The sequence below is a fragment of the Campylobacter curvus genome (assembly GCF_013372125.1).
Taxonomy (GTDB): domain Bacteria; phylum Campylobacterota; class Campylobacteria; order Campylobacterales; family Campylobacteraceae; genus Campylobacter_A; species Campylobacter_A curvus.
The window spans coordinates 1131375-1153643 of record NZ_CP053826.1; the positions used below are offsets into that span (position 1 = coordinate 1131375).

Consider the following 22269-nt stretch of genomic DNA (forward strand, 5'->3'; position numbering starts at 1 on the left):
TGTCCTTGAAATTCCACGTATTTTAATTTGCCGTCTAGCCTAAGTCGTCTTAAAAAGATACCACTTTGGGGCGATTTGCTCGATCATTATGTATTCGTGCGGGCTCATTTTAGGCAGTTTGGATGGCTTGTCCACGCGCATGAAACCCACTGTGTTGTCAGTCACGCCGCCGATCGTCAGGACAAAATTTTCATTTTGAAACCGGGCACTTGTAAAATGCAGTTCGCTTAAAATTTGCTCCGCTTTTGCCCCGTTGCCTACGCTTTTTGCCTGAAAAATGGCTTCAAATTTATCCAAATTTTGCTTGCCAAACGCGACCAGCTCGCTATCCCTTGCTATCATCAGCCTTATCTGCTCTATATCCACGAGCCGCTTGTCCGCCTCGCTTGCCTTATCGCAGCTACGCGCGATTTGTTTTGGGATTTGCATGAGCGCGAGCACTCTAACGGCGTAAATTTTCTCGTCTCTCACGAAAAAATAAAGATCAAACCAGTCGTCCTTCTGCTCGATGCTAGCGCGGATGACTTCGTATTCGCCGCTTTCGTCTTGGCTCTCGCCGATGCCAAGCGAAGATACGCCTTTAAGCGTGACATCCTTGCCAACTGAAAATTTTCGCTCTTTCATCTCGCCTGCAAAATGAGCGGCTTTATCAAAATTTGGGTCTGTAAAAAGCTGTTTAATAAGCCCAGTGTTTGAGCCGGCGAAAGTAAAATTTAACGCCGCAAAAAGCGCGAGCAAAAATTTCATAAATTCGCCATCTCCTCGGCGCGTTTTAAAAGCTCTTTTGCCCCGCGAGCGATAAATTCGCGCGCAAGCTCCTTGCCAACGCTCTCAAACTCGCTCTTTTTGGCGGTCAAATTCTCGGTGATGACTTCGCTCCCGTCAGGTAGCCCCACGATCGTATTTATCTCGATCTCTTCACCCGCTAGCCTTGCGTTTATGCCGATAGGCACTTGACATCCGCCCTCTAAAAGCGTGACGAAATCGCGCTCCACACGCGTTTCGATAACCGATCTTTCATCGTTTAAAAATTTGATCTTTTCTAGGATTTGAGCGTCATCTACCGCCTCGACTCCGAGCGCCCCCTGCCCCATCGCCGGCGTCATCTGCTTGATGTCAAACGGATAAATATGCGCGACTTCGGTGGCTAAATTTAGGCGGTTTATGCCCGCCATCGCAAGGATGATCGCATCAAATTCGCCCTCTTTTAGCTTGCGTAGCCTTGTTTGCACGTTACCACGAAGCGAGATGATGTTTAGATCGGGGCGCATCCTTAGAAGCTGCATTTTACGGCGCAAGCTCGTCGTGCCGACCTTTGCACCCTGCGGCAGATCGTCAAATTTAGCGTAACGCTCGCTGATCATCGCGTCTCGCACGTCTTCGCGCGAGCAGATCGCGGCGAGCACGAGCCCCTTTGGAAACGCGACAGGCACGTCTTTTAGGCTATGCACGGCGATGTGCGTTTGCCCGCTTAGCATGCTATCTTCGAGCTCCTTTGTGAAAAGCCCCTTGCCGCCGATCTTTGCAAGCGGTGTGTCAAGGATCACGTCGCCTTTGGTCTTCATCCCGACCAGCTCGACTTGTAGCCCAGCATGTTGCGCCATCAGCCGCGCCTTGATATGCTCGCTCTGCCAGAGTGCGAGCGCACTTTTTCTCGTTGCGATTTTTAAAATTTTCATCTTCTATCCTCTATATCCTGCTTCTCTTCGATGACTTCAATGTCGATGATATCGCTATTTTCGCTACTGTTTGCGCTTTGGTAATACCTATACGAGTTAAAATCCTCCCCAGCCCTATCCTCGCCGCCTCTAAATTTAGCAAAAAGAGCCAAAAGCACGACGATCGCTCCGATAAAGTCCGTCAAAATGCCCGGCAAAAACAGGAAAAACCCGCCTATCGCCATCCCGAGCGCACCGAAAATATCGCTTGGCTTTATGAAAGCCATCCTCGAAGTTATCTCGAAAAATCCCACGCGAAACATCAAAAATAGCCCTAATATCCCGCTTATGATGACCTCTGAGACAAAGCCTAAGAAGCCGTATCGATGCACGAAAAAGTAAAGGCAAACGAGCTCGGCGATGATGTAAGGTGTCCAAAGTAGCTTTAGCATAGTTTTTCTTTTAAAACGCTCAAAATTTCATCTTTTTTGACGACTTCTTTTACGAGTCCGTCCCGCGTGATCAGCTCTACTTCGCCGTTTTCCAGACCTTTGCCGACGATGATGGCATACGGAAAGCCCAGCAGCTCGAAGTCATTCATCTTCACGCCAAAGCGTTCGTTCCTGTCATCAAGCAGCACGCAAAGCCCTAAATTTCGTAAATTTTCATAAAGCTCGGTCGCAAATTTCACGCCCGCTTCATCTTTTAAATTTGAGATGACGATCTCGCAGTCAAATGGCGTGCACTCCTTTTTCCACACGCAGCCTCGATCATCGTGGCTAGCCTCCACCATCACGGCTATGAGGCGGCTCACACCGATGCCGTAGCAGCCCATCAAAAATGGTCTGGCTTTGCCGTTCTCGTCTAAAAATGTCGCGCCCATCGCACTTGAGTACTTATTTCCCAGCTGAAAGATGTGCCCGACCTCTATACCCTTGCTAAGCTCCAGTTTGCCGCCGCATTTAGGGCAGATATCGCCTGCTTGGACGCTGACTAGATCCTTAAAGCGCTCATCATTAAAGCTCGAGACGCTCACACCGACGAAGTGATAGTCTTTTTCGTTCGCGCCGCATATCATCTGCGTCTGGCCTTTTAGCTCGTTATCGATATAAAAATCAACGCCGCTAAGCCCCACAGGCCCGCAAAAGCCTGCTACCAGCCCGGCTGCGGCGACCTCGTCCTCGCTCGCATCGACAAGCTCGAGCGCCCCGCAAGCGTTTTGCGCCTTGGTCTCTTGCAGCTCGTCGTTGCCGCGAACGAAAAATGCCACGATCTTTTGCGTATTCTCGTAGATCGCCTTTTTGATGACGGCCTTTATCGTGTAAAACTCATCGACCTTGAAAAATTCCGCCACCGCCTTTATCGTTTTGGCGTTTGGTGTGTAAAATTTAGCCGCGTCGGCTTGAGGCGCAGGAGCGTCGCTAGTCTTTTTCGCACGTTTTGCAGCCTCGACATTTGCGGCGTATTTACAGCTATCGCAGCAAAGTATATCGTCCTCGCCGTTTTTGGCAAGCACCATAAATTCCTTACTCCCGCTGCCACCGATCGCTCCACTGTCAGCCTCGACGGCTCTAAAATTTAGCCCCAAACGAGTGAAAATTTTAGAATACGTCGCCTCCATCAGGTCGAATTCTCGCTTCATATCAGCTTCGTTCGCATGAAAGCTATATGCGTCTTTCATCGTAAATTCGCGCCCTCTAAGCAGCCCGAAGCGCGGCCTGGCCTCATCTCTAAATTTCGTATTTATCTGATAGATATTTAGCGGAAGCTGCTTGTAGCTAGTGACCTTGCCCCGCACGAGCGCGACTGCGGCCTCTTCGTTCGTCGGGCTTAGCACAAAGTCGTTTTCTTTTCTGTCTTTAAAACGCAAAAGCTCCTTACCAAAGACGTTAAAGCGTCCGCTTTGCTTCCAAAGCTCGCCCGAAGTCACCACACTAAAGCTCACCTCAAGCGCTCCGGCCGCGTCCATCTCCTCTTTTACGACCTTTGTTATCTTATCAAGCATCATCTTGCCAAGCGGCAAGAAGTTGTAAAGCCCCGAGCCGATCTGCTCCACAAAGCCGCCGCGCACTAAAAATATATGGCTTGGCAGGCTCGCGTCTTTGGGAGCTTCCTTGGTCGTCGGTGCGTAAAATTTGCTAAATCTCATCTATATCCTTCGTTAAATTTTCTAAATTTTCCTCTTTTATATCAAATAAAAATTTTATCCCGCCGGCGATCTGCTCAGCGTCGTTCTTGCTCGCGAGGCTCTTTAAATTTATCGTCGGCGAGTGCAAGAACGCCTTGAAAACTTGATGTATGAGCTTTGCGGCTTCTTCTTTGTCGCTGTGTTTCAAATACCCCTTTTTAAGCGCCTTTTCTAGCTCCGCCTCGGCGCAAATTTCAGCCTTTTTGCGTATCGTTTTTATGAGCGGTATGCTGATGTTGTCTTTTAAAAATTTTAAAAATTCATTCGTGCTTTGCCCTACGATCGAGTATGCCGTCTGCGCCTGCTCCTCTCTAAGGGCGAGGTTCCTGCGCACCATTTCTTCCAGGCTATCGACCGAGTAAACACTGATCTTATCGGTGTTTACGAGATCTATGTCCCTAGGCACGGCGATGTCAAAAAAATAACGGCGAAATTCCTGTGGCTCTATGAGCTCGCCCGTGATGATCGCGTGCGGCGCGGAGGTGCTGGAAAATATGAGGTCGTATTTATTGATGTATTCTTTTAGTTTTAGGATACTGTCCCAGCTGGCCTTGTCGCCTAAATTTTCGACCAACTCCTCGACGTGGTCGCTACTTCTATTGATGATGATGACGTTAGCGCCGCTTGCTATGAGGTGCTTTGCAGCCAGCTCGCCCATCTCACCAGCGCCTATGACGACGGCGGTCTTGTTTTCAAGAGTGCCGAAAATTTCCTTTGCCTTCGCGACCGCGACGCTTGAAACGGAGATAGGATTTTTTGAAATTTGCGTTTCGTTTCGCACTCTGGCCGCGCATTTACAAGCGTAATGCACCAAGCGGCTGATATGCTCGCCGCTTGAAGCGTTGTCAAAGGCAAATTTAAATGCGTTCTTTAGCTGTCCTACGATCTGCGTCTCGCCCACGACCAAGCTATCAAGCGAGCTAGCCACCGCAAAAAGGTGATGCACCGCACCGCTATCCTCGTAGATGTCCGCGCGCTCGAAAAGCTCGTCCTCAAAAACGCCAGAATACACCGTCAGACACCTTATGATGTGCGTCATCGCGCTTTTTATATCGTCCGTATATGCCAGCACCTCGACACGGTTACAAGTGCTAAGCACCATGCACTCTATGATATTTTTACTTGATTTTAGCAGTCTTAATATCTGATCTTTTTTCTCGTCGCTATCAAAGGCGAGCTTCTCACGAACGGAAATATCGGTATTTTTATAAGTAAAGCTGATATTTAAATAATGCATCAAAATTCCCTGTCTATCATGCTTTTTATGATCTCTTCAAGCTCTTTGTTTTTGTATCCTTTTATCGCGACGAGGGCATCCTCGCAAAGAGCTTTGGCCTCGTTTATAGATCTTTGCACGCAGTTAAATTTAGCGAAATTTCGCGTCAGCCACGAGCTTTGCTCCTCACTCACCTCCCTTGCATGAAGCGATCTTAGACACTTTTTGCCCTTCTCGTCCAAAGCTTCATAAAGATAGATATAAGGAAGCGTGGTCTTGCCCTCTTTAAAGTCGTTCATAGCGGGCTTTCCAAGCGTATCGGCGCTTTGCGTGATATCTAGCACATCGTCTATTATCTGAAAGGCAAGGCCTAAATTTTTACCGTAAATTCTAAATTTCATCTCGTCTAGCCCTACTAAAACAGCGCCGCAAGCAGCGGTCGCCTCGATCAAAACGGCTGTTTTATAGTAGATCATATCCATATATTTTTGTTTATCGTCGTTGAAATTTTCGCTTAGATTCACATCCATCAGCTCGCCTATGCTTAGCTTACTAACGGCTTCAGAGACTAGACGCGCGATATTAGGCGGGAATTTTGCAAGCTCAAAAAAGCCCTTGGAGTAAAAGATATCTCCTAGCATGATGGAATTTTTAGTGCCAAAAAGCGCGTTTATGCTAGGCTTGCCGCGTCTCGTGTCAGCATCGTCTATCACGTCATCATGCAGCAAACTAGCAAGGTGTATGAGCTCGATGATCGCACAAAGCCTGAGCGTCTCGTCACTGGTGCCGGCTATCTTTAAAAGCAACTTCGAGCGTAGCTTTTTACCGGAATTTACGTTTAAAAACATCTTTAAAGCCGGCTCATAGCCAAGCTCTTTTATAAATTCCATCATTATTTCATCTATCTTGTCCATATCTTACCTCATCTATTTTTTCGGATCTACGAATTCCACGTCTATACGCTTGCTTTCGTCAAGGATATTCACGCTAAAAAATGCCGTACGGTTTTCAAATTTCACAAACGAGAGATAAAGCGTCACGTTTTCATTAGGCGGCATCGTAAAATCAGGCAAAACGCGCTGCATATAGGTATCTTGCCCATGTCTTAACGACATCACCATTTGTCTTGGATAGCGCCTGAAAAAGCTTTGTACCGTGATATTCGTGCTGTCAAACAGCGTCCAGCGAAAGTCGAAAACATCTCTTTTTTGCGTAGCCCTTTCGGTTATAAAGACCCTGCCCCACTCATCTTTTTTAAGCTCGAATGTATGAGTTTGGCTTGGATCGAAATTTGGCGCCGCCCCGAAAGCCAAAGCCGCAAAAAGAAAAAAAATAGCTAAAATTTTACTCATTTTGGCTCAAAATTTCCCCGCTAAGCCCGATATAGACGTCATTTAGTCCGTTATAAATTTTATCCGCTTCTCTAGCCATAAAATTTTGTAAATAAGCCTCATCAAAGCCGTTTTCATCGCAAATCTCACGCATAGCGACGAAAATCTCAAAAATTTTATCAAGCTCGTTTGACACGACCGCTCTATTTGCATGAAATAAAATATCGTAAAATTTATCCCTTGCGCTTCCCTCGAAAATCCCGTCCATTCGGCCGCCTTATACAAAATTTTTTAATTATAACTAAATAAAGCTAAATAAAATTTAATCCCTACGGGCTAAAATTTCGAGATTATCTCCCACGCTCGCTTCATATCCTGCGCGTTGAAAGTCGCACTCTGGCTTGGCTTTCCAAAGCCCCAGCTTACCTGCAGATACGCCATTTTGGCATTTTTTGCGGCAAGCTCATCTTTCATACTATCGCCTACGAATATCGCTTTTTTGGCGTTCGTGCGCTCACAAGCGATATGAAGCATCGTAGGATCGGGCTTTTGCGGGATATCTTTGCCGGCTCCGATGACCTCATCGAAAAAATGCAAAATTTCATTTTTCCTTAAAATGGCTTCGAGCGTATTTTGTGGAGCGTTGCTGGCTAGAACGACCATGAAATTTTCATCTTTACATCGGCCCAAAAGCTCGCTCACACCATCGTAGCAAACGGCATAAAGATCGTAATAAGCCTTAAATTTCTCCTCAAAGCCCTCTTTTAGCCCAGCAAAGGGCTTGTCGATATTATAAAAATCAAGCGATAAATTCCTACCGGGCTCGTTTATCGCTTTTACTATAAAGTCCGTCTGTAGCGGCTCTAGGCCCATATTTGCCCTGATGTCGTTCACCGTTTTTTCTATCGCGACGCCACTATTTATGATCGTGCCGTCCATGTCAAAGATTATCGTTTTCAATGCTCGTCCTTAAATTTATTTGGCTCTATTATAATAAATCATTTATGCTTGCTTCGCAAACCTTGCTCACTCCGCAAAGCACCGAACATATAGCACGATTTTCGCGTTCAGCCTATGGCTTCTCTGAAAATCGGCGGTGATAGCGTCGCTTCACAAGGTTTGACTTCGCTTTGAAATCTGAAAATCAATGAAATATTTTAACAGAGCCATTTATTTTTATGCTTTTCTTTTTTGTAGTTTTTAGAATTTTTAAGCTTGTCAAGGGCGTTTGCACTGCGCAAAAGCTCCTCTCGCGGCGTATTTGCGATCAGTAAATTTATAAAATTTTCAAGCGCTTTGGTATATGGCTGATCAAGATACACGGGCTCTATCTTTGCGATGATCAGGGCGTTTTTAGCCACCCTATCCGCAAACGCCGCCTCGTCAAAATCATCGCGCTTTAGGCCGTTTATGGCTGATTTTGCAAATTTTTCAAGCGCCCTTAAATATCTCACGCGCTTAAATTTATCGTCCGCTACGCTCATTTTAGCTCCATTTTTTGTGAAATTATATCAAATTTCAAAATTTTAAATGTATAATTCGCATTATCAAATTTCATAAGGAGCGAAAATGAAGCAAGAGACGCTGGCGATCCACGCGGGATACGATACGAATTCAGGCTTTGGCACGATGGCCGTGCCGATATTTCAGAGCACGGCTTACGACTTTGGCAGCGCGCAGACTGCCGCGGCGAGGTTTAATCTAACAGATAGCGGTCACATCTACACAAGGCTTGGCAATCCGACGACCGATGTGTTTGAAACTCGCGTGGCGGCCCTTGAGGACGGGGCGGCGGCGATCGCTACTGCCAGCGGTCAGGCGGCACTTTTTTACAGTATCGTAAATATCGCCAGTGCGGGCGATAACATCATCATCGCAAAGAAAATTTACGGCGGCACGACGGTGCTTTTTACTCACAGTCTAAAGCGCTTTGGCATAGAGGCTAAAATATTTGACAGCGATACGGCGGACGATCTTGAAAATTTGATAAATGAGCACACGAGGGCGATATTTTTCGAGACGCTCTCAAATCCGCAAATTTCCATCCCAAATATCGAAAAGATCGTCTCCATAGCCGACAAGCACGGTGTCATAACGATAGCCGACAACACAGTGCCAACGCCGATACTCATACAGCCTTTTAAGCACGGCGTAGACGTCGTAGTGCATAGCGCGAGCAAGTATATGAGCGGTCAGGGACTAAGTCTAGGCGGCGTCGTGGTCGCAGCCAAACACCTAAACGACAAGATAAAAGGCAACGCCAGATATGAGCATTTTAACGTCCCCGATCCCAGCTACCACGATATCCTTTACACTGATATGGCGGATAAATTTGATATCTACACGCTAAGGATGAGGCTCGCAGTCGTCAGAGACATCGGCGCGGTGATATCGCCTTTTAACTCATGGCAGCTCATACAAGGGCTCGAGACGCTTAGCATACGCATGCAAAAGCACTCGCAAAACGCCCTTGAGGTCGCTAAATTTTTAGATTCGCATAAATTTATAAAAAGCGTGGCGTATCCCGGACTGCCAAGCAACGTAGATCATAAAAAGGCGCAAAAATACTTCAAAAACGCCATGTCAAGCGGGCTGTTTTGCTTTGAGACCGACAGCTTCGAGCGCGCCCAAAAGCTACTAAGCAAGGTGAAATTATTTAAGATCGTCGTGAACATAGGCGATACGAAGTCGCTTATCACGCATCCAGCCAGCACTACTCACCATCAGCTCACAGCCGAGGAGCTAAAAAAGGCCGGTATCAGCAAGGAGCTGATCAGAATCAGCGTCGGGCTCGAGGACGCGGAGGATCTCATAGCCGATCTAGCTCAAGCCTTAAAGGAGTGAAATTTAGGGGGCGACGCTCCCTAAATTTCACCCATTCCGCCTACGCCATGAAGCTTTTTATCGTCTCTTGATACAAGGCGTGATTTTCACATTGCACGAGCAGCAGATCTCCGTCGTCAAACACGGTAGAGCCGGTCGGCTTGATGTATTCGTTTTTGCGTTTTACAAGAAGTATCAAAAAATCAGCCGGTAGCTCCAGCTCGGCCAGGTTTTTACCTATGAGCTTCGAGCCAAAATGAATGGTGTGCTGACGTAAAGCATACGTGAGTATCGGGGAATTTTCCACCTTTGCCGGCTCCTGGGCCTCCTCCTCGTCCTTGACTTTAAATTTATCCGCCGCATAGATAAGCGACATGCCCTGCGTGAAAATAGAGATCATGACCATGAAAAACACGATGTTGAAAATAATGTTTGCATTTGGGATCTGATCTACATAAGTATAGGTCGCAAGCACGATAGGTACGACTCCTCGAAGCCCGACCCACGAGATGAAAAGCTTGTCGCTTAGGCTAAATTTAGAAAAAATCAAGGATGCGAACACGCCAAGAGGCCTTGCTATAAACATCAGCCAAAGTGCGAGCACGAAAGCCATGAGCGCTATACTAGGCAGCTGCGACGGGAAAACCAGCAGTCCAAGCGTCAAAAATACGACTATTTGCATCGCCCACGCTATACCGTCGTGAAAGCCGATCAGATTCTTTTTATGCACGAATTCTTTTTTATTGATGAAAATTCCCGCTATATACACGGCCAAGTAGCCGTTACCGCCGATCTTGAAACAAAGCGTGTATAAAAGTAGTATCCAAGCCATGGAAAAGACCGGATACAAACCCCAGCTCTTTAGCCTGAGCCTGTTAAAGATAGCCGGCAGCATCACGCCAAAAACATAACCCATAGCGATACCCACCCCAAACTGCATTATAAGCGAGCTAAACCACTCATAAGCCGACGGGACCGTGCTTAGCGAGATCATTTGGATGATACTCATCGTTAAAAAGATCGCCATAGGGTCGTTCGAGCCGGACTCCAGCTCCAAAAGCGGAGCGATATTGTTTTTAAGCGAAATTTTCTTTGCACGAAGTATGGCAAACACCGCTGCTGCGTCGGTCGACGAGATGATCGCACCTAGCAAAAGCGCCTCCAGCCAGCTAAATCCGAGTAAAATTTTAGCTATCGGTGCGATAGCCAGTGCAGTGAGCACCACGCCCACAGTAGCCAGCAAGAGTCCTCGCCCAAATATCGGCTTTATCGCGGCAAAGTCAGTATCCAATCCGCCCGCGTAAAGGATAAAAATAAGTGCTATCATACCGACGTTTTGAGCGATGAATTGATTGTCGAAATTTACGCCAAGCAGCCCGTCAGAGCCTGCCAGCATACCAACGCCGAGAAATACTATGAGAGAAGGGACACCGAATTTATCGGAAATTTTACTTAGCAAGATGCTAGTTATCAGCAAGATCGCAAAGAATAAAAGAAAATTTTCCATCCGCCCTCCCTTTTGTGTCTATAAAATTTGGCTCTGTTATAGTAAAGGACTTAAACTTTTGAGAGCATCTTATAAGTATTGATATCTGCTTCGCTTCTGCTATGCAGTTGCAAACGAAGTGAAGCAAAAACCCTGCTCACTCCGCAAAGCGCCAAACATATAGCACGATTTACGCGGTCAGCTACTGCTTCACTGTCCTCGTAGCTAAGTCTCGTTACGAGTGCGTAGCGCGAAGTAAAAATCGGCGGCGATAAGCTCGCTAGCAAGGTTTGACTTCGCTTTTATGAAAGTTAAAACAATACTTTGTTAGAACAGAGTCTAAAATTTTCAAATAATGTCCTCGAACGCCTCGAATTTATCGTTTGCAAGCAAGGTGTCGAGTAAAATTTCGTAGCTATCTTTGATCTCGTCTTGAAACCTCGTAAGAAGCGCCCTAGCGTCCTTTGCATCTTGCGGATAGCTCACCACAAGATCGATCGGTTTGGCGCCCAAAAACTCCTGTATCCCGCCTAAAAGCACCGACGCACCCTCTTTATCGGTGCCGTAAAGCACGGCGATGTAATGCTCGCCTTCTCTTATCACGACATCGGTTTGTCTTAAAATTTTCTCGAAAATTTCGCCGTATTCGTTGCTATTTGGGAGGCAAAAATATATTAAAGAGATGCTTTTCGCGCCGCTTTTATCGCCGCCAAAACGCTCGATCATAGAAATTTCAAGCTCTAAAAGCGGCAAAATATCCGCCTGTGAAAAAATTTTAGCCGCCATTTTGTTCCCTTTTTGCATCGTGATTTTGTGTAACTATTATATCTTTTAAATTCTCAAACATAAATATATTAAGCCCGTTTTTGTATTCGTATCCTAGCTTTAGTCCGTGCGATTCGAGGATGTTGCTGACGATATAAAGTCCAAGCCCAAAGCTCTTTTGAGCGTTCTCGCCTTTGATGAACGGCTGGATATAAAAGCTAAGGTCGTTTTTTAGTCGTTCACCGTTTGTGATAAATTTTATATGCTCGTTTGAAACGACGATATTTACGTGCTTGTCGGTAGAGTATTTGATGCCGTTATCTATCATATTTTTTATCGCGATAGCAAAAAGTTTAAAATCAACCATCAGCTTGACCTCGTCGATCTCACTCACATTTACCTGACCTTTTTCTATCATCGCTATATCAAGCGCTTCGTCTATGAGGTCTTGCACCAGGCAAGAGGTTTTGTTGTTAAGAGCGATCTTGGATGTAGTCTGCTCGATAGCCGCGAGCTCGTTTATCAGGCTTTCTAGCTTGTGAAATACCGATATGAGCCGCTCCTGGTTCTTGCCCCGCTCTATCATCTGCGCGGCGATGAGGCCCTTTGTGATAGGCGTTTTTAGCTCGTGCATGATATTTCGCAAGAAAAGATGACGCGAGTCATTGAGCGCCTTTATCTGCGAAACAGCGTCATAAAATGCCTGCGAGACCTCTGAAATTTCATCGTTTCCTCGACTCACGTTCCTCACCGCATCAAGCTCTCCGTTTGCAAATTTATCTATCTGGCGCTTTAGCCTGCGAAGCGGCTTTATCTTATAGATCACAAATATATACGCGCCCAGTAAGATGATCGCAACTACGATAAATACGGCCTTTATGACCTCATAGCGATAAGGCTGGAATTCCTTATCCATAAGCAGCTTGATCTCGTCAAGATGCTGGATCTTGAGATAATGATGCTTGTTATAAAGCAGTATCGCGCTCGAGCCTATGTCGTCCGAGACCTCCTCTATGACGCTGGCCTTGGCTAAAATTTCATCTTTTTTGGCTTCGTTTGAAATTTCAGGCATATCGATATTTTTAAGCTGCCTGTCGTATTCGTCTTTGTCGATTATGCCACCCATGTAAAAAAGATTTGTCCGTGCGACGTTGGAATACTTTGTATTAAGCTCTCTGGTGTAGTTTTGTTTGTCGTATCCCATCAGCCACAAAAACGCCAAAAATATCGAAACCAGCGCCAAAGCAAAGATAAAGGTTATCGTGATGAATACTGATGAGCGCGGCATTATAATACTAACTTATAGCCGATGCCGCGTATAGCGTGGATGTAACGCGGCTCTTTTGGGTTTTCCCCGAGTTTTGAGCGGATCCTACCGATAATGACGTCGATACTTTTGTTCGAGCTGTCCTCGTTTATGCTCTCGCAGTTATAGATGAGCTCCTCGCGCGTGACGGCGCCACTTTCTTTTTGTAAGAGATATTTTAGTATATCATACTCGGCAGCCGTTAAATTTAGCGGTGCACCCTTGAAATATATCTCATGTTCGTAGTCTTTTAAGACGATGTCTTTTTGCTGATTTTGCACGCTCTCATCGCTCGCGCTCACGCTTTGACGGCGCAAATGGCTTTTGATACGGGCCAAGAGCTCCTGCGGGTCATAAGGCTTTGGCAAATAGTCGTCCGCTCCGTTGTCAAGTGCATTTACTTTATCGGTTATATCGTGTCTGGCGCTTGATATGATAATAGGGATGTTGTGATTTTTTCTTATCTCTTTGCAAACCTCGAGCCCATCGATCCCCGGTAGCGTGAGATCAAGTATCACAAGGTCAAATTCTCCTGTATTTAGCGTGGATAGCCCGATATAAGGCTCCTCTGCGGTAGTTACTTTGATATCGTAGTTTTCGAGATATTCGGTCAAAATTTCGGCTAGCTCCATATCGTCTTCTATCATTAAAATTTTTATCATAGCTCGTCCTAAAAAATTATTTGAAAAATTATATCATCTCTTTTAAATTTAGCCAAGAAAAAGACGAAATACGAACGCTAAATTTAGCGTATCGAAATAACACTCAAAATTTAAATGATAAAATGCTAATGAAAATTTAAAAGCTTCACTTCTGTTTTATGGCTACGTAGCAAATCAACACCAAGATTATTCAAAAAACTAACCAAGCAGGATTTAAAGACGGGCGAAGCTGCCCGTCAAATTTTATTTTACGACAAGACCTTGCATTATGCCTCTGCGATTGACCCAGACTAGGGTCTTTTTGCCGTTTGATTGTTTTATCATTTTTGAAAAGCTTTGCACATCTTTGACGATCTCTTCGCCTACTTGGACGATGATATCTCCACGCTCAAAGCCAAAATCCTCGGCCTTTGAGCCGGTCTTTACATCAGTGACTAAGACGCCTACGGTATCGGGATTTAGCTTAAATTTAAAGCGAGTATCGTCAGTCAATGTCGTGACACTTAGCCCGTCGATTATGGCGCTTTCTTTACTGGCTTTTGCGCTCGTTTCCATATTTGCGAGTTTAAATTTAGCATTCATGATCTTGCCGGAGCGCTCGTAAGTGAGGTCTACGCTACTGTTTGGTGACAAGGAGCCTATGAAATTCTTAAGATCGTTTGCATTTTTTATAGGTTTGTCGTTTGCCGATATGACCAAATCGCCGCGTTTTAGCCCGGCTTCATCAGCAGGCAAGCCCTTCTCTACGCTACTGATGAGCGCACCCTCTTTGTTTGTATAAAGTTCTTTTTGCTCGTCAGTTAAATTTGCTATCGTGACGCCGATATATCCGCGCTCTATCTTGCCGTCAGATATCAGCCTTTTAGCGATATCTTTTACCATGCTTGAAGGTATGGCAAAGCCGATGCCGTTGTTATCACCACTGCGTGAAAGTATGGCAGAATTTATACCCACCAAATATCCTCTGCTATCTACCAGCGCACCTCCTGAATTTCCGGGATTTATAGAGGCGTCGGTCTGGATGAAATTCTCGTATTGATTTAGACCGATGTTGTCTTTATTTAGCCCGGAGACGATGCCTTGAGTCACACTCTCGCCCACGCCAAATGGGTTGCCGATAGCAAATACGACATCGCCGTCAAGCAGCTTTGAAGAGTCGGCGAAAGTTATCGCGTCAAGATCGTTCGCTTCTATTTTTATGACGGCCAGATCGGTTTTAGGATCGCTTCCGATGACTTTGGCTTTATACTCTTTGCCGCCCTTTGCCAAGGTGACTAATATCTGATCGCTATCCTCGATGACGTGGTTATTTGTGATGATGTATCCGTCCTTTGAGGCGATGACGCCGGAGCCAAGCGATGTGCTCTTTTCACGCTCTTTTGGCACTCCAAAGTTAAAGCCAAAAAATTCTTTGAAAAAAGGATCGTTAAACATCTGATCCACGCCTTGGGTGTTTATGGTCTTTGTGGTGGAGATATTTACTACCGATTTTTTGGCCTCGGAGATCGAGCTATGATATGAAAGTATCACGTTTTTATCATTTTGAGCGGGTGAAACGCGAGTAATGTCCGAATTCGCCTCGTTAAAATTTATATCGGCCGCAAAAAGAAGGCTTGCGGCAACAACTGAAATAAGCATAACTTTTTTCATTTTTGGAACCTCTGGTTTAAAAATTTCGCAGTGATTATAAGACCATCATCATAATAAAGTTTTAATAAATTTCGTGCTAAGTAAACGACTATAAACTTGATTGACTTAGACTAAAGTTTTATGCTACAATACGCATCAAAAAATAGATAAAAGGAGAATATATGAGTGAGAGCTTATACGAGACCTTGGGCGTCTCAAAAGGCGCGACAAGCGATGAAATAAAAAAAGCATACAGAAGACTAGCCAGAAAATACCACCCTGATATAAACAAAGACCCGGGCGCCGAAGATAAATTTAAAGAGATAAACGCAGCCTACGAAATCTTAAGCGACGAAAAAAAGCGCGCGCAATACGATCAATACGGCGATAGTATGTTCGGCGGACAAAATTTCCATGATTTTGCTCAAGGCTCGGCGGACATGGGTGATCTAAACGAGATTTTACGTAATATATTTTCAGGTGGCTTTGGCGGCGGCGGAGCGAAATTTAGCAGCGGCTTTGGCAGAGGGTTCGAAGGCTTTAGCAGTGCGGGATTTGGCGGGTTTGGCGCGATGGATCTTGATATAAACGCCAAAGTCAGCATACCTTTTGACGTAGCGATAACAGGCGGCGAACATAGGATAAATTTTAACGGCGAGAGCCTGAAGATCAAGATCCCAAGCGGTATAAACGACGGCGAAAAGCTTCGCATAAAAGGCAAAGGAAATAGCGCGGGCGGCAGGACGGGAGACCTCATCCTAAGCGTCAGTATCGAGCCTAGCGACGAATACGAACGTGATGGCGACGATCTTTACAAAGATGTCGAGATCCCGTTAAAAACGATGATGTTTGGCGGCAAGGTAGCCATACATACGTTTAAAAAAGACGTAACGATAAAGATAGCTGAAAATTCTAAGACCGGCACAAAGATCAGGCTCAAAGGATACGGCGTGCAAAACAGAAAGAGCGGAATTTACGGAGACCTTTATCTAAAAGCGCGCATAAAACTACCGGATATACACGAGCTAGACCCGAAATTAGTCGAAATTTTAAGAGAAAAACTACCGGAGTGAAACGATGCAAAACTATGAAGAACCAGTATATCTCATCAGCGTTGTGGCAAAGGTGCTTAGCATACACCCTCAAACCCTGCGCCAATACGAACGCGAAGGCCTCATCGAGCCTTCTCGCACGGACGGGCGCATGCGGCTTTACTCGCAAAAAGATGTCGATCGTGTCAAGATGATACTGCGTCTAACGCGTGATCTTGGCGTGAATTTAGCCGGCGTAGACGTCATACTTCAGCTAAAGGAAAAAATGGACGAATTTGAAGCTACGATAGACGAGCTCAAAGAGCAGCTAAACAAAAGCAAGCAAAGTGCGATACCTGCTAAAAAATCGCTCGTCAAACATAAAAATAGTTTCGATCTGATATTCTACGAAGGAAAAAAATAAACAAATGGACTTCTTGCTCGGGCTTTTGATCACGATAGCCATATCCGTCGCGTTAAACGTAATATTTAACAAATTTTCCGTACCGACCATCATCGGCTACATCGTAACAGGCGTTTTGATCTCGGAGGTGCTGGACTTTAAAAGCACCGATGACGTCGCACATATAGCAGAATTTGGCATAGTGTTTTTGATGTTTACAATAGGTCTTGAATTTAGCTTCAAACACCTGATGGCGATGAAAAAAGAAGTCTTTTTAAACGGTACTTTGCAGGTTTGCATAAGCGGCTTTGCGATCGGAATTTTGCTTTTTTACGTGATGAAGATACCCGATAGATCCTCGCTCATAGCAGGTCTGGCCTTTGCGCTCTCATCGACAGCCATAGTGCTAAAGACGCTAAACGATAGCGGAGACATCTCGCAAAATTTCGGTCGCAAGGCGCTTGGAATTTTGCTTTTTCAAGACATCGCGGTCATCCCTATCCTTTTGATGGTGGATATCTTTAGCCAACAAGGAAGCTCTATAAACGAGCTTTTGCTAAAAACCTTGGTGAGCGCGCTTATTTTGATCGTCGTGCTTTACGTCATAGGCAAATACGTCATCAACTGGATATTTTACAAGGTCGTGCAGACCAATTCGCAAGAGGTTTTCATCACTACGATAATGCTGCTAGTCGTGGGCGGTAGCGAGCTGGCGCACAAATTTGGCTTTTCATACTCATTGGGGGCGTTTTTGGCGGGCATGATGATGGCTGAGACGCAGTATAAACACCAAATCGAAGCCGACCTCATCCCGTTTAGAGATATTTTGCTCGGAATGTTTTTCATCATGATCGGCATGCAGATAAATTTTGGCGTCGTCATGCAAAATATCCTAGTCATCGCTGCATTAGTGATCGCCGTGATGGCGATAAAAGCCCTCGTAGTTTTTGGTATATTGAAGGTATATCTAAGTCGTAGAGTAGCGGCAAAGACGGCTCTTAGCATTTGTCAGGTCGGAGAATTCGCACTCGCGGTTTTTGGCCTAATGAGCACAAGAGACCTACTAGAGCCCAAAATAGCTCAAATTTTCATCGCGACATCGGTAGTGTCAATGTTCATAACGCCTTTCATACTTAAAAATTTAAACCGCTTGGCAGATTTTATCGAAAAAGAGATCGCGATAGAGCCAAACGAGATGATAAAACCGCAAAAGATAAAAAACCATATCGTAGTCTTTGGCTACGGGCAGCTCGGACAAGAGGTCGTGCTACGCCTAAAAGAGCAAAAGATCTTATATCTCGTGCTTGAAAACGATATAAGCCTCGTCGAGCTTGGCAGGAGCCGCGGCGAAAATGTATTTTTAGGAAACGCACTGCAAACCCAAACTCTTGAAAACGCTTGCTTGCAAAATGCTGCAGCGGTCATAATAACCGTCGATAACGAACAACGCCTTGAGCTGATTGCCAAAAAGATAAAAGACTACGGAGCAGATATCCAAACGATCATAAGATTCAACGGGCGCGAGGAGAAGGAGCTTTTCCGCGACCTGGGCAGCAGCTTTCACCTTATCAGCGAAGAGCGCTCTATCGCTAGGTCTTTGGTGCATGAAGCCCTACAATGCAAGATAGATAAGGACATCGGTAGGTGAAATTTTATATCTTTTGGCTTAAAGCGGTGCTTGGTTGCCTATATAGCGCCAAACACAGCTAAAACAAAAAATGGCGATAGAGCACCCCGTAAATTTAGCTTCGCTGAAATGTCGTAAAATTTTAGCTATTCGTTTCTAAGCGTTTGAAGTACGTCTATTTGCGTTGCCTTTTTAGCCGGATAATACGACGATACCGCCACTATAAGCACGGCTCCGGCAACGATCATGGCAAAATCAAGCAGGCTTAGCTCCATAGGAAGCTTTGACGTGCCGTAAACATCGGCAGGTAGATTTATGATATTAAAATTCCCAAGTAGCCACATACCAACAAAGCCCAGGATCAGGCCAAAAACTATACCGCTTCCGCCAATAACGAGCCCTTGATAAAAAAAGCTTTGTTTTATCTCGTTTTTACTGGCTCCTAGTGCAAGTAACAATGCGATCTCTTGACGGCGGTTCATCACGGTCATGAGAAGCGAGCTTATGATGTTTAGCGACGCCACCAAAATAATGAGCATCAGCACGATAAAAAGAGCGCGCTTTTCAAGGGCGAGGGCTGAAAAGAAGTTGCCGTTTTGCTGCCACCAGCCTATCGCCTTTAGTCCCATAGGTAGAGCCTCTTGCACACGGGTAAGATCGTCAAACGGCTTTGGCGAATAAACATGTATGCCGTCATAAACGCCCTCAGGATAATCTAAAATTTTACGCAGCGCCTGCACGGAGGTGTATGAATATGTCTTATCGTAAGCGATCAGCCCGGAGCTAAATCCGACCGCCACATCAAAGCGCTTCATCTTTGGTATCAGCGAAAAACCGCTCGGATCGGCCTTGGTAAAGATCAAAGTGAGCTTGTCGTTTTGCTTCAAGCCAAATTCGATTTTTATCCCGCTTCCGATCAAAATTTCATATCCGTCTAGCTCTTTGTCTTTTAAGGCCTCTTTCACGACCGAGTTTATCTGCTTTTCATCGGCTGAATTTACGCCAAAAAGCAGGCCTCCTTCAAGTGCATTTGCGCCTCGGTAAATGACTTGCGTGCTGATATAAGGGCTAAATTTAAGCTCCGGGAATTTAGCCTTGAGCTCTGCTGTCAGCTCGTCGTTTATCTCGCCTTTAAAAGCGCTCATAACGGATATCGGGTAGTTCATGGTAAAAAGCTTGCGCTCAAATTCCTTATCAAAGCCGTTCATTATCGCCATCGCGACGATAAGCACCATCAGCCCGATACTCACGCCCAAAAACGCAAGCACCGCACTAAGCGTGATAAAGGGCTGTGTTTTATCAAAACGCAGATACTTAAACAGCAGATATTTTGGCAAGCTAGTCATTTTTGGCCTTTGAAATTTACGTCAAGGTGCGAAGCTACGGCTCTAGCCCGCACCAAAACGTATCAAGATCGATTTTAGCGAAATTTGATTAGCTCAAAGGCGCGTCGCTACTTGCGCTTTTGAGATGAGATTTAAGCCAGGATGCCCTTTTTAGGGCCGCTTTTACCGCAGCAGTCCTTATATTTTTTCCCGCTCCCGCAAGGGCAAGGGGAGTTGCGAGGTATCTTTTTCTCGCGCACGGCAGGTGCGTCCTCGCCCTCTCTTTGATTAAATTTCAGCCCCTCGTCTTGCTGCTCTTGCATCCTCTCAAGCATAGCCGCAGTCTCACGCTCCTGCTCCTCGCGGCTTCTTAGGCGCACCATTTGAAGCATCTTCACGCTCTCGCTTTTTAGCCTTGAGACGAGCTCCACGAAAAGGTTATAGCTCTCTTTTTTATACTCGATGAGCGGATCTTTTTGGTTGTAGCCGCGAAGCCCGATGCCGGTTTTTAGGATATCCATTTGATAAAGATGCTCTCTCCAAGCGTTGTCTAGCACTTGCAGATACAGCACTTTTTCGATATCGCGCTTTTGGGTAGGCTCTAAAACGCTCATCTTTTCATCATATCGTTTGGCTAAAATTTCAGTGAGCTTGGCTAAAATTTCATCGTATTCAAGCCCGCTTAGCTCGCTCTCCTTTATCTCCTCGCCGCAGTCGTTAAAGATGAGCGCGCATAAATTTTTGATATCGTAGTCATCTTTTAGCCCGCCGTGGAAAATTTCAGCCTGATCAAGCAAAAGTGCTACGTACTCACCGCGGTTTTGAGCTATTTTCTCGCTCATGTCATACTCTTTATCCAGTAGTTCGTCGCGGTATTTATATATCGTTTTTCGCTGCTCATTCGCCACGTCATCGTATTCTAGCAGGTGCTTTCTAGCCTCAAAATGCAGGCTCTCGACCTTCTTTTGGGCGTTTTCGACTGCACGTGTCACCATGCGGCTTTCGATGCTTTCGCCCTCATCGATGCCTAGTCTATCCATTATCGCTTTTATGCGGTCGCTACCAAAAATTCTAAGTAGGTTGTCTTCAAGGCTTAGGTAAAATCTACTCATACCAGGATCGCCCTGACGTCCCGCACGACCGCGCAATTGATTGTCTATACGTCTGCTCTCATGGCGTTCTGTGCCGATGATGTAAAGTCCGCCAAGTGCGCGCACCTCATCGTCTATGCGGATATCTACGCCGCGTCCGGCCATATTTGTAGCTATGGTGACCGCACCTTTTGCACCGGCGTCAGCGATGATCTGCGCCTCTTTTTCGTGATTTTTGGCATTTAGCACGGAGTGCGGGATCTTTGCTCTTACTAGCATCTCATGGAGCACTTCGCTTCGTTCGATGCTAGCAGTTCCCACGAGTACGGGCTGTCCTTTTTCGTGGGAGCGCTTTATCTCGTCTATCACGGCTTTAAATTTCTCAGCCTGAGTTTTGTAAATGAGATCATTTTTATCGATACGCATCACAGGCACATTTGTAGGTATCGAGATGACATCAAGCTTGTAAATTTGAGAAAATTCGGTCGCCTCGGTCTGCGCCGTGCCGGTCATGCCCGCTAGTTTTTTATACATCCTAAAATAGTTTTGATATGTCGTATCGGCCAGAGTTTGGCTCTCTTCTTGAATTTTGACCTTTTCCTTAGCCTCAAGCGCTTGGTGGAGCCCCTCGCTAAAGCGCCTGCCCTCGCTTAGACGTCCGGTAAATTCATCGACTATCACCACTTCGTTGTTTTTAACGACATAATGCACGTCACGCTCGAAAAGATTGTGCGCTTTTAGGGCTTGATCCAGATGATGGCTGAGGATCGCATTTTCAAGATTATATAAATTTTCAACGCCAAATAGCTTCTCAGCCTTGCTGATGCCAGCCTCAGTTATCATTATCGTGCGGTTTTTCTCATCGACGACGAAATCTCCCGTAGCTTTGGAATTTGGCACGTTCGGGTCGGCCGCTTCGCCCCTGGTGAGCTTTTGCGCGACTTCATCGGCTTTGATATATCCATCAAGCGTGCGATTTGTAGGGCCTGAAATGATGAGCGGCGTTCTCGCTTCGTCGATCAAGATACTATCGACCTCATCGACAATGACGAAGTTATGCTCTCTTTGCACCTTGTCTTTGGCGTCAAATTTCATATTATCGCGCAGGTAGTCAAAGCCAAATTCCGAGTTCGTACCGTATGTGATGTCCGCGTTATAGGCCGCTTGTCTGACGCTATCATCATAAACGCCGCTTAGCACGACATCGACGCTTAAGCCTAGAAAGTTATAAAGCTCGCCCATCTGCGTGGCGTCACGCTTTGCGAGGTAGTCGTTTACGGTCACTACATGCACGCCTTTGCCGCTCATCGCGTTTAGCACGACAGGCAAAGTAGCGACCAGCGTCTTGCCCTCGCCGGTTTTCATCTCGGCTATCCTACCCTCGTGAAGCACCATACCGCCAATGAGCTGAACGTCAAAGTGACGCATTTTTAGCACCCTTTTGCTCGTCTCTCTAACGATAGCAAAGACATCGTTTAGTACCTCTTCAAGCCCAAGTGTGCCATCTTTGACCTTCGTTCTTAGCTCGTTAAACGCCGCTTTTAGCTCCTCATCACTCATAGCTTCGTATTTTGGTTCGAGTGCATTTATAAATTTCACTCTTTTTGTATATTTTTTGATCTCTCTATCGTTTTTCGTACCGAAAATTTTTCGAAATATCGCTGAAACCATATTTTGCCTTCCTAAAATTTTAAAGTTTTTATCTTAGCACACTTTAACTATTTATTT

The 22269-nt window shown here is 45.6% G+C and carries 21 protein-coding genes; 4 read left to right on the forward strand and 17 right to left on the reverse strand.

Going from position 1 to position 22269, the window contains the following annotated elements; translation table 11 throughout:
• Window positions 1-39: 39 nt before the first annotated feature.
• From CCVT_RS05480 to CCVT_RS05525, 10 genes are all read right to left on the reverse strand, one after another.
• Window positions 40-747 (reverse strand): hypothetical protein, encoded by a 708-nt coding sequence (locus CCVT_RS05480; RefSeq protein ID WP_018136414.1) that lies wholly within the window; start codon window positions 745-747, stop codon window positions 40-42.
• Window positions 744-1679, reverse strand: coding sequence for a hydroxymethylbilane synthase (gene hemC, locus CCVT_RS05485; RefSeq protein ID WP_018136415.1), 936 nt, complete (start codon window positions 1677-1679; stop codon window positions 744-746). Before hemC ends, CCVT_RS05480 begins: the two co-directional genes overlap by 4 nt.
• Entirely contained in the window at window positions 1676-2110 is a 435-nt protein-coding gene (locus CCVT_RS05490; protein ID WP_018136416.1) for an FxsA family protein, read from the reverse strand. Before CCVT_RS05490 ends, hemC begins: the two co-directional genes overlap by 4 nt.
• Window positions 2104-3807 (reverse strand): proline--tRNA ligase, encoded by a 1704-nt coding sequence (locus CCVT_RS05495; RefSeq protein WP_018136417.1) that lies wholly within the window; start codon window positions 3805-3807, stop codon window positions 2104-2106. The genes CCVT_RS05490 and CCVT_RS05495 overlap by 7 nt, the downstream gene beginning before the upstream one ends.
• The gene (gene hemA, locus CCVT_RS05500) at window positions 3797-5083 is read right to left on the reverse strand and encodes a glutamyl-tRNA reductase (protein ID WP_018136418.1); all 1287 of its coding nucleotides are present in this window, start codon (window positions 5081-5083) and stop codon (window positions 3797-3799) included. The genes CCVT_RS05495 and hemA overlap by 11 nt, the downstream gene beginning before the upstream one ends.
• A complete protein-coding gene (locus tag CCVT_RS05505) occupies window positions 5083-5976 on the reverse strand; it encodes a polyprenyl synthetase family protein (protein ID WP_018136419.1) in 894 nt (297 codons plus the stop codon). Before CCVT_RS05505 ends, hemA begins: the two co-directional genes overlap by 1 nt.
• A gap of 12 nt (window positions 5977-5988) precedes the next feature.
• Window positions 5989-6414 (reverse strand): hypothetical protein, encoded by a 426-nt coding sequence (locus CCVT_RS05510; RefSeq protein ID WP_018136420.1) that lies wholly within the window; start codon window positions 6412-6414, stop codon window positions 5989-5991.
• Window positions 6407-6661, reverse strand: a complete 255-nt coding sequence (locus CCVT_RS05515) for a DUF2018 family protein (protein ID WP_018136421.1) — start codon at window positions 6659-6661, stop codon at window positions 6407-6409. The genes CCVT_RS05510 and CCVT_RS05515 overlap by 8 nt, the downstream gene beginning before the upstream one ends.
• Before the next feature lie 68 nt (window positions 6662-6729).
• A complete protein-coding gene (locus tag CCVT_RS05520) occupies window positions 6730-7353 on the reverse strand; it encodes an HAD family hydrolase (RefSeq protein ID WP_018136422.1) in 624 nt (207 codons plus the stop codon).
• Window positions 7354-7550: 197 nt separating this feature from the next.
• Complete coding sequence (locus CCVT_RS05525; protein WP_018136423.1) at window positions 7551-7877, reverse strand: hypothetical protein; 327 nt, start codon at window positions 7875-7877, stop codon at window positions 7551-7553.
• Window positions 7878-7962: 85 nt separating this feature from the next.
• Between CCVT_RS05525 and CCVT_RS05530 the strand changes: the two genes are divergently transcribed.
• A complete protein-coding gene (locus tag CCVT_RS05530; protein WP_018136424.1) occupies window positions 7963-9237 on the forward strand; it encodes an O-acetylhomoserine aminocarboxypropyltransferase/cysteine synthase family protein in 1275 nt (424 codons plus the stop codon).
• Window positions 9238-9277: 40 nt separating this feature from the next.
• On the opposite strand, the gene CCVT_RS05535 is transcribed toward CCVT_RS05530, so the two are convergent.
• From CCVT_RS05535 to CCVT_RS05555, 5 genes are all read right to left on the reverse strand, one after another.
• Window positions 9278-10723 carry a potassium/proton antiporter gene (locus CCVT_RS05535; RefSeq protein ID WP_018136425.1) on the reverse strand — a complete coding sequence of 482 codons (1446 nt, stop codon included), beginning with the start codon at window positions 10721-10723 and terminating at the stop codon, window positions 9278-9280.
• Between the two features lie 327 nt (window positions 10724-11050).
• The gene (locus tag CCVT_RS05540) at window positions 11051-11488 is read right to left on the reverse strand and encodes a pyridoxal-5'-phosphate-dependent protein (RefSeq protein WP_009651416.1); all 438 of its coding nucleotides are present in this window, start codon (window positions 11486-11488) and stop codon (window positions 11051-11053) included.
• On the reverse strand, window positions 11478-12755 hold the full coding sequence (locus CCVT_RS05545; protein WP_018136426.1) for an ArsS family sensor histidine kinase: 1278 nt from the start codon (window positions 12753-12755) through the stop codon (window positions 11478-11480). The genes CCVT_RS05540 and CCVT_RS05545 overlap by 11 nt, the downstream gene beginning before the upstream one ends.
• Entirely contained in the window at window positions 12755-13435 is a 681-nt protein-coding gene (locus CCVT_RS05550; protein WP_009651419.1) for a response regulator transcription factor, read from the reverse strand. Before CCVT_RS05550 ends, CCVT_RS05545 begins: the two co-directional genes overlap by 1 nt.
• A 243-nt stretch (window positions 13436-13678) precedes the next feature.
• Window positions 13679-15085, reverse strand: coding sequence for a Do family serine endopeptidase (locus tag CCVT_RS05555; protein ID WP_018136427.1), 1407 nt, complete (start codon window positions 15083-15085; stop codon window positions 13679-13681).
• Between the two features lie 161 nt (window positions 15086-15246).
• Between CCVT_RS05555 and CCVT_RS05560 the strand changes: the two genes are divergently transcribed.
• From CCVT_RS05560 to CCVT_RS05570, 3 genes are read left to right on the forward strand one after another with little or no spacing between them, the layout of a single operon-like run.
• On the forward strand, window positions 15247-16137 hold the full coding sequence (locus CCVT_RS05560) for a DnaJ family protein (RefSeq protein WP_018136428.1): 891 nt from the start codon (window positions 15247-15249) through the stop codon (window positions 16135-16137).
• 4 nt (window positions 16138-16141) lie between these two features.
• Window positions 16142-16519: a heat shock protein transcriptional repressor HspR gene (locus CCVT_RS05565; protein WP_009651322.1), complete on the forward strand. Its 378-nt coding sequence runs from the start codon at window positions 16142-16144 to the stop codon at window positions 16517-16519.
• 4 nt (window positions 16520-16523) lie between these two features.
• Complete coding sequence (locus tag CCVT_RS05570) at window positions 16524-18146, forward strand: cation:proton antiporter (protein WP_018136429.1); 1623 nt, start codon at window positions 16524-16526, stop codon at window positions 18144-18146.
• A 125-nt stretch (window positions 18147-18271) separates the two neighbouring features.
• Here CCVT_RS05570 and CCVT_RS05575 read toward each other — a convergent pair whose 3' ends face one another.
• Both CCVT_RS05575 and secA read right to left on the reverse strand, forming a co-directional pair.
• Window positions 18272-19471: an ABC transporter permease gene (locus CCVT_RS05575; protein ID WP_018136430.1), complete on the reverse strand. Its 1200-nt coding sequence runs from the start codon at window positions 19469-19471 to the stop codon at window positions 18272-18274.
• 131 nt (window positions 19472-19602) lie between these two features.
• Window positions 19603-22212, reverse strand: coding sequence for a preprotein translocase subunit SecA (gene secA / locus CCVT_RS05580; protein WP_018136431.1), 2610 nt, complete (start codon window positions 22210-22212; stop codon window positions 19603-19605).
• Between the last annotated feature and the right edge of the window lie 57 nt (window positions 22213-22269).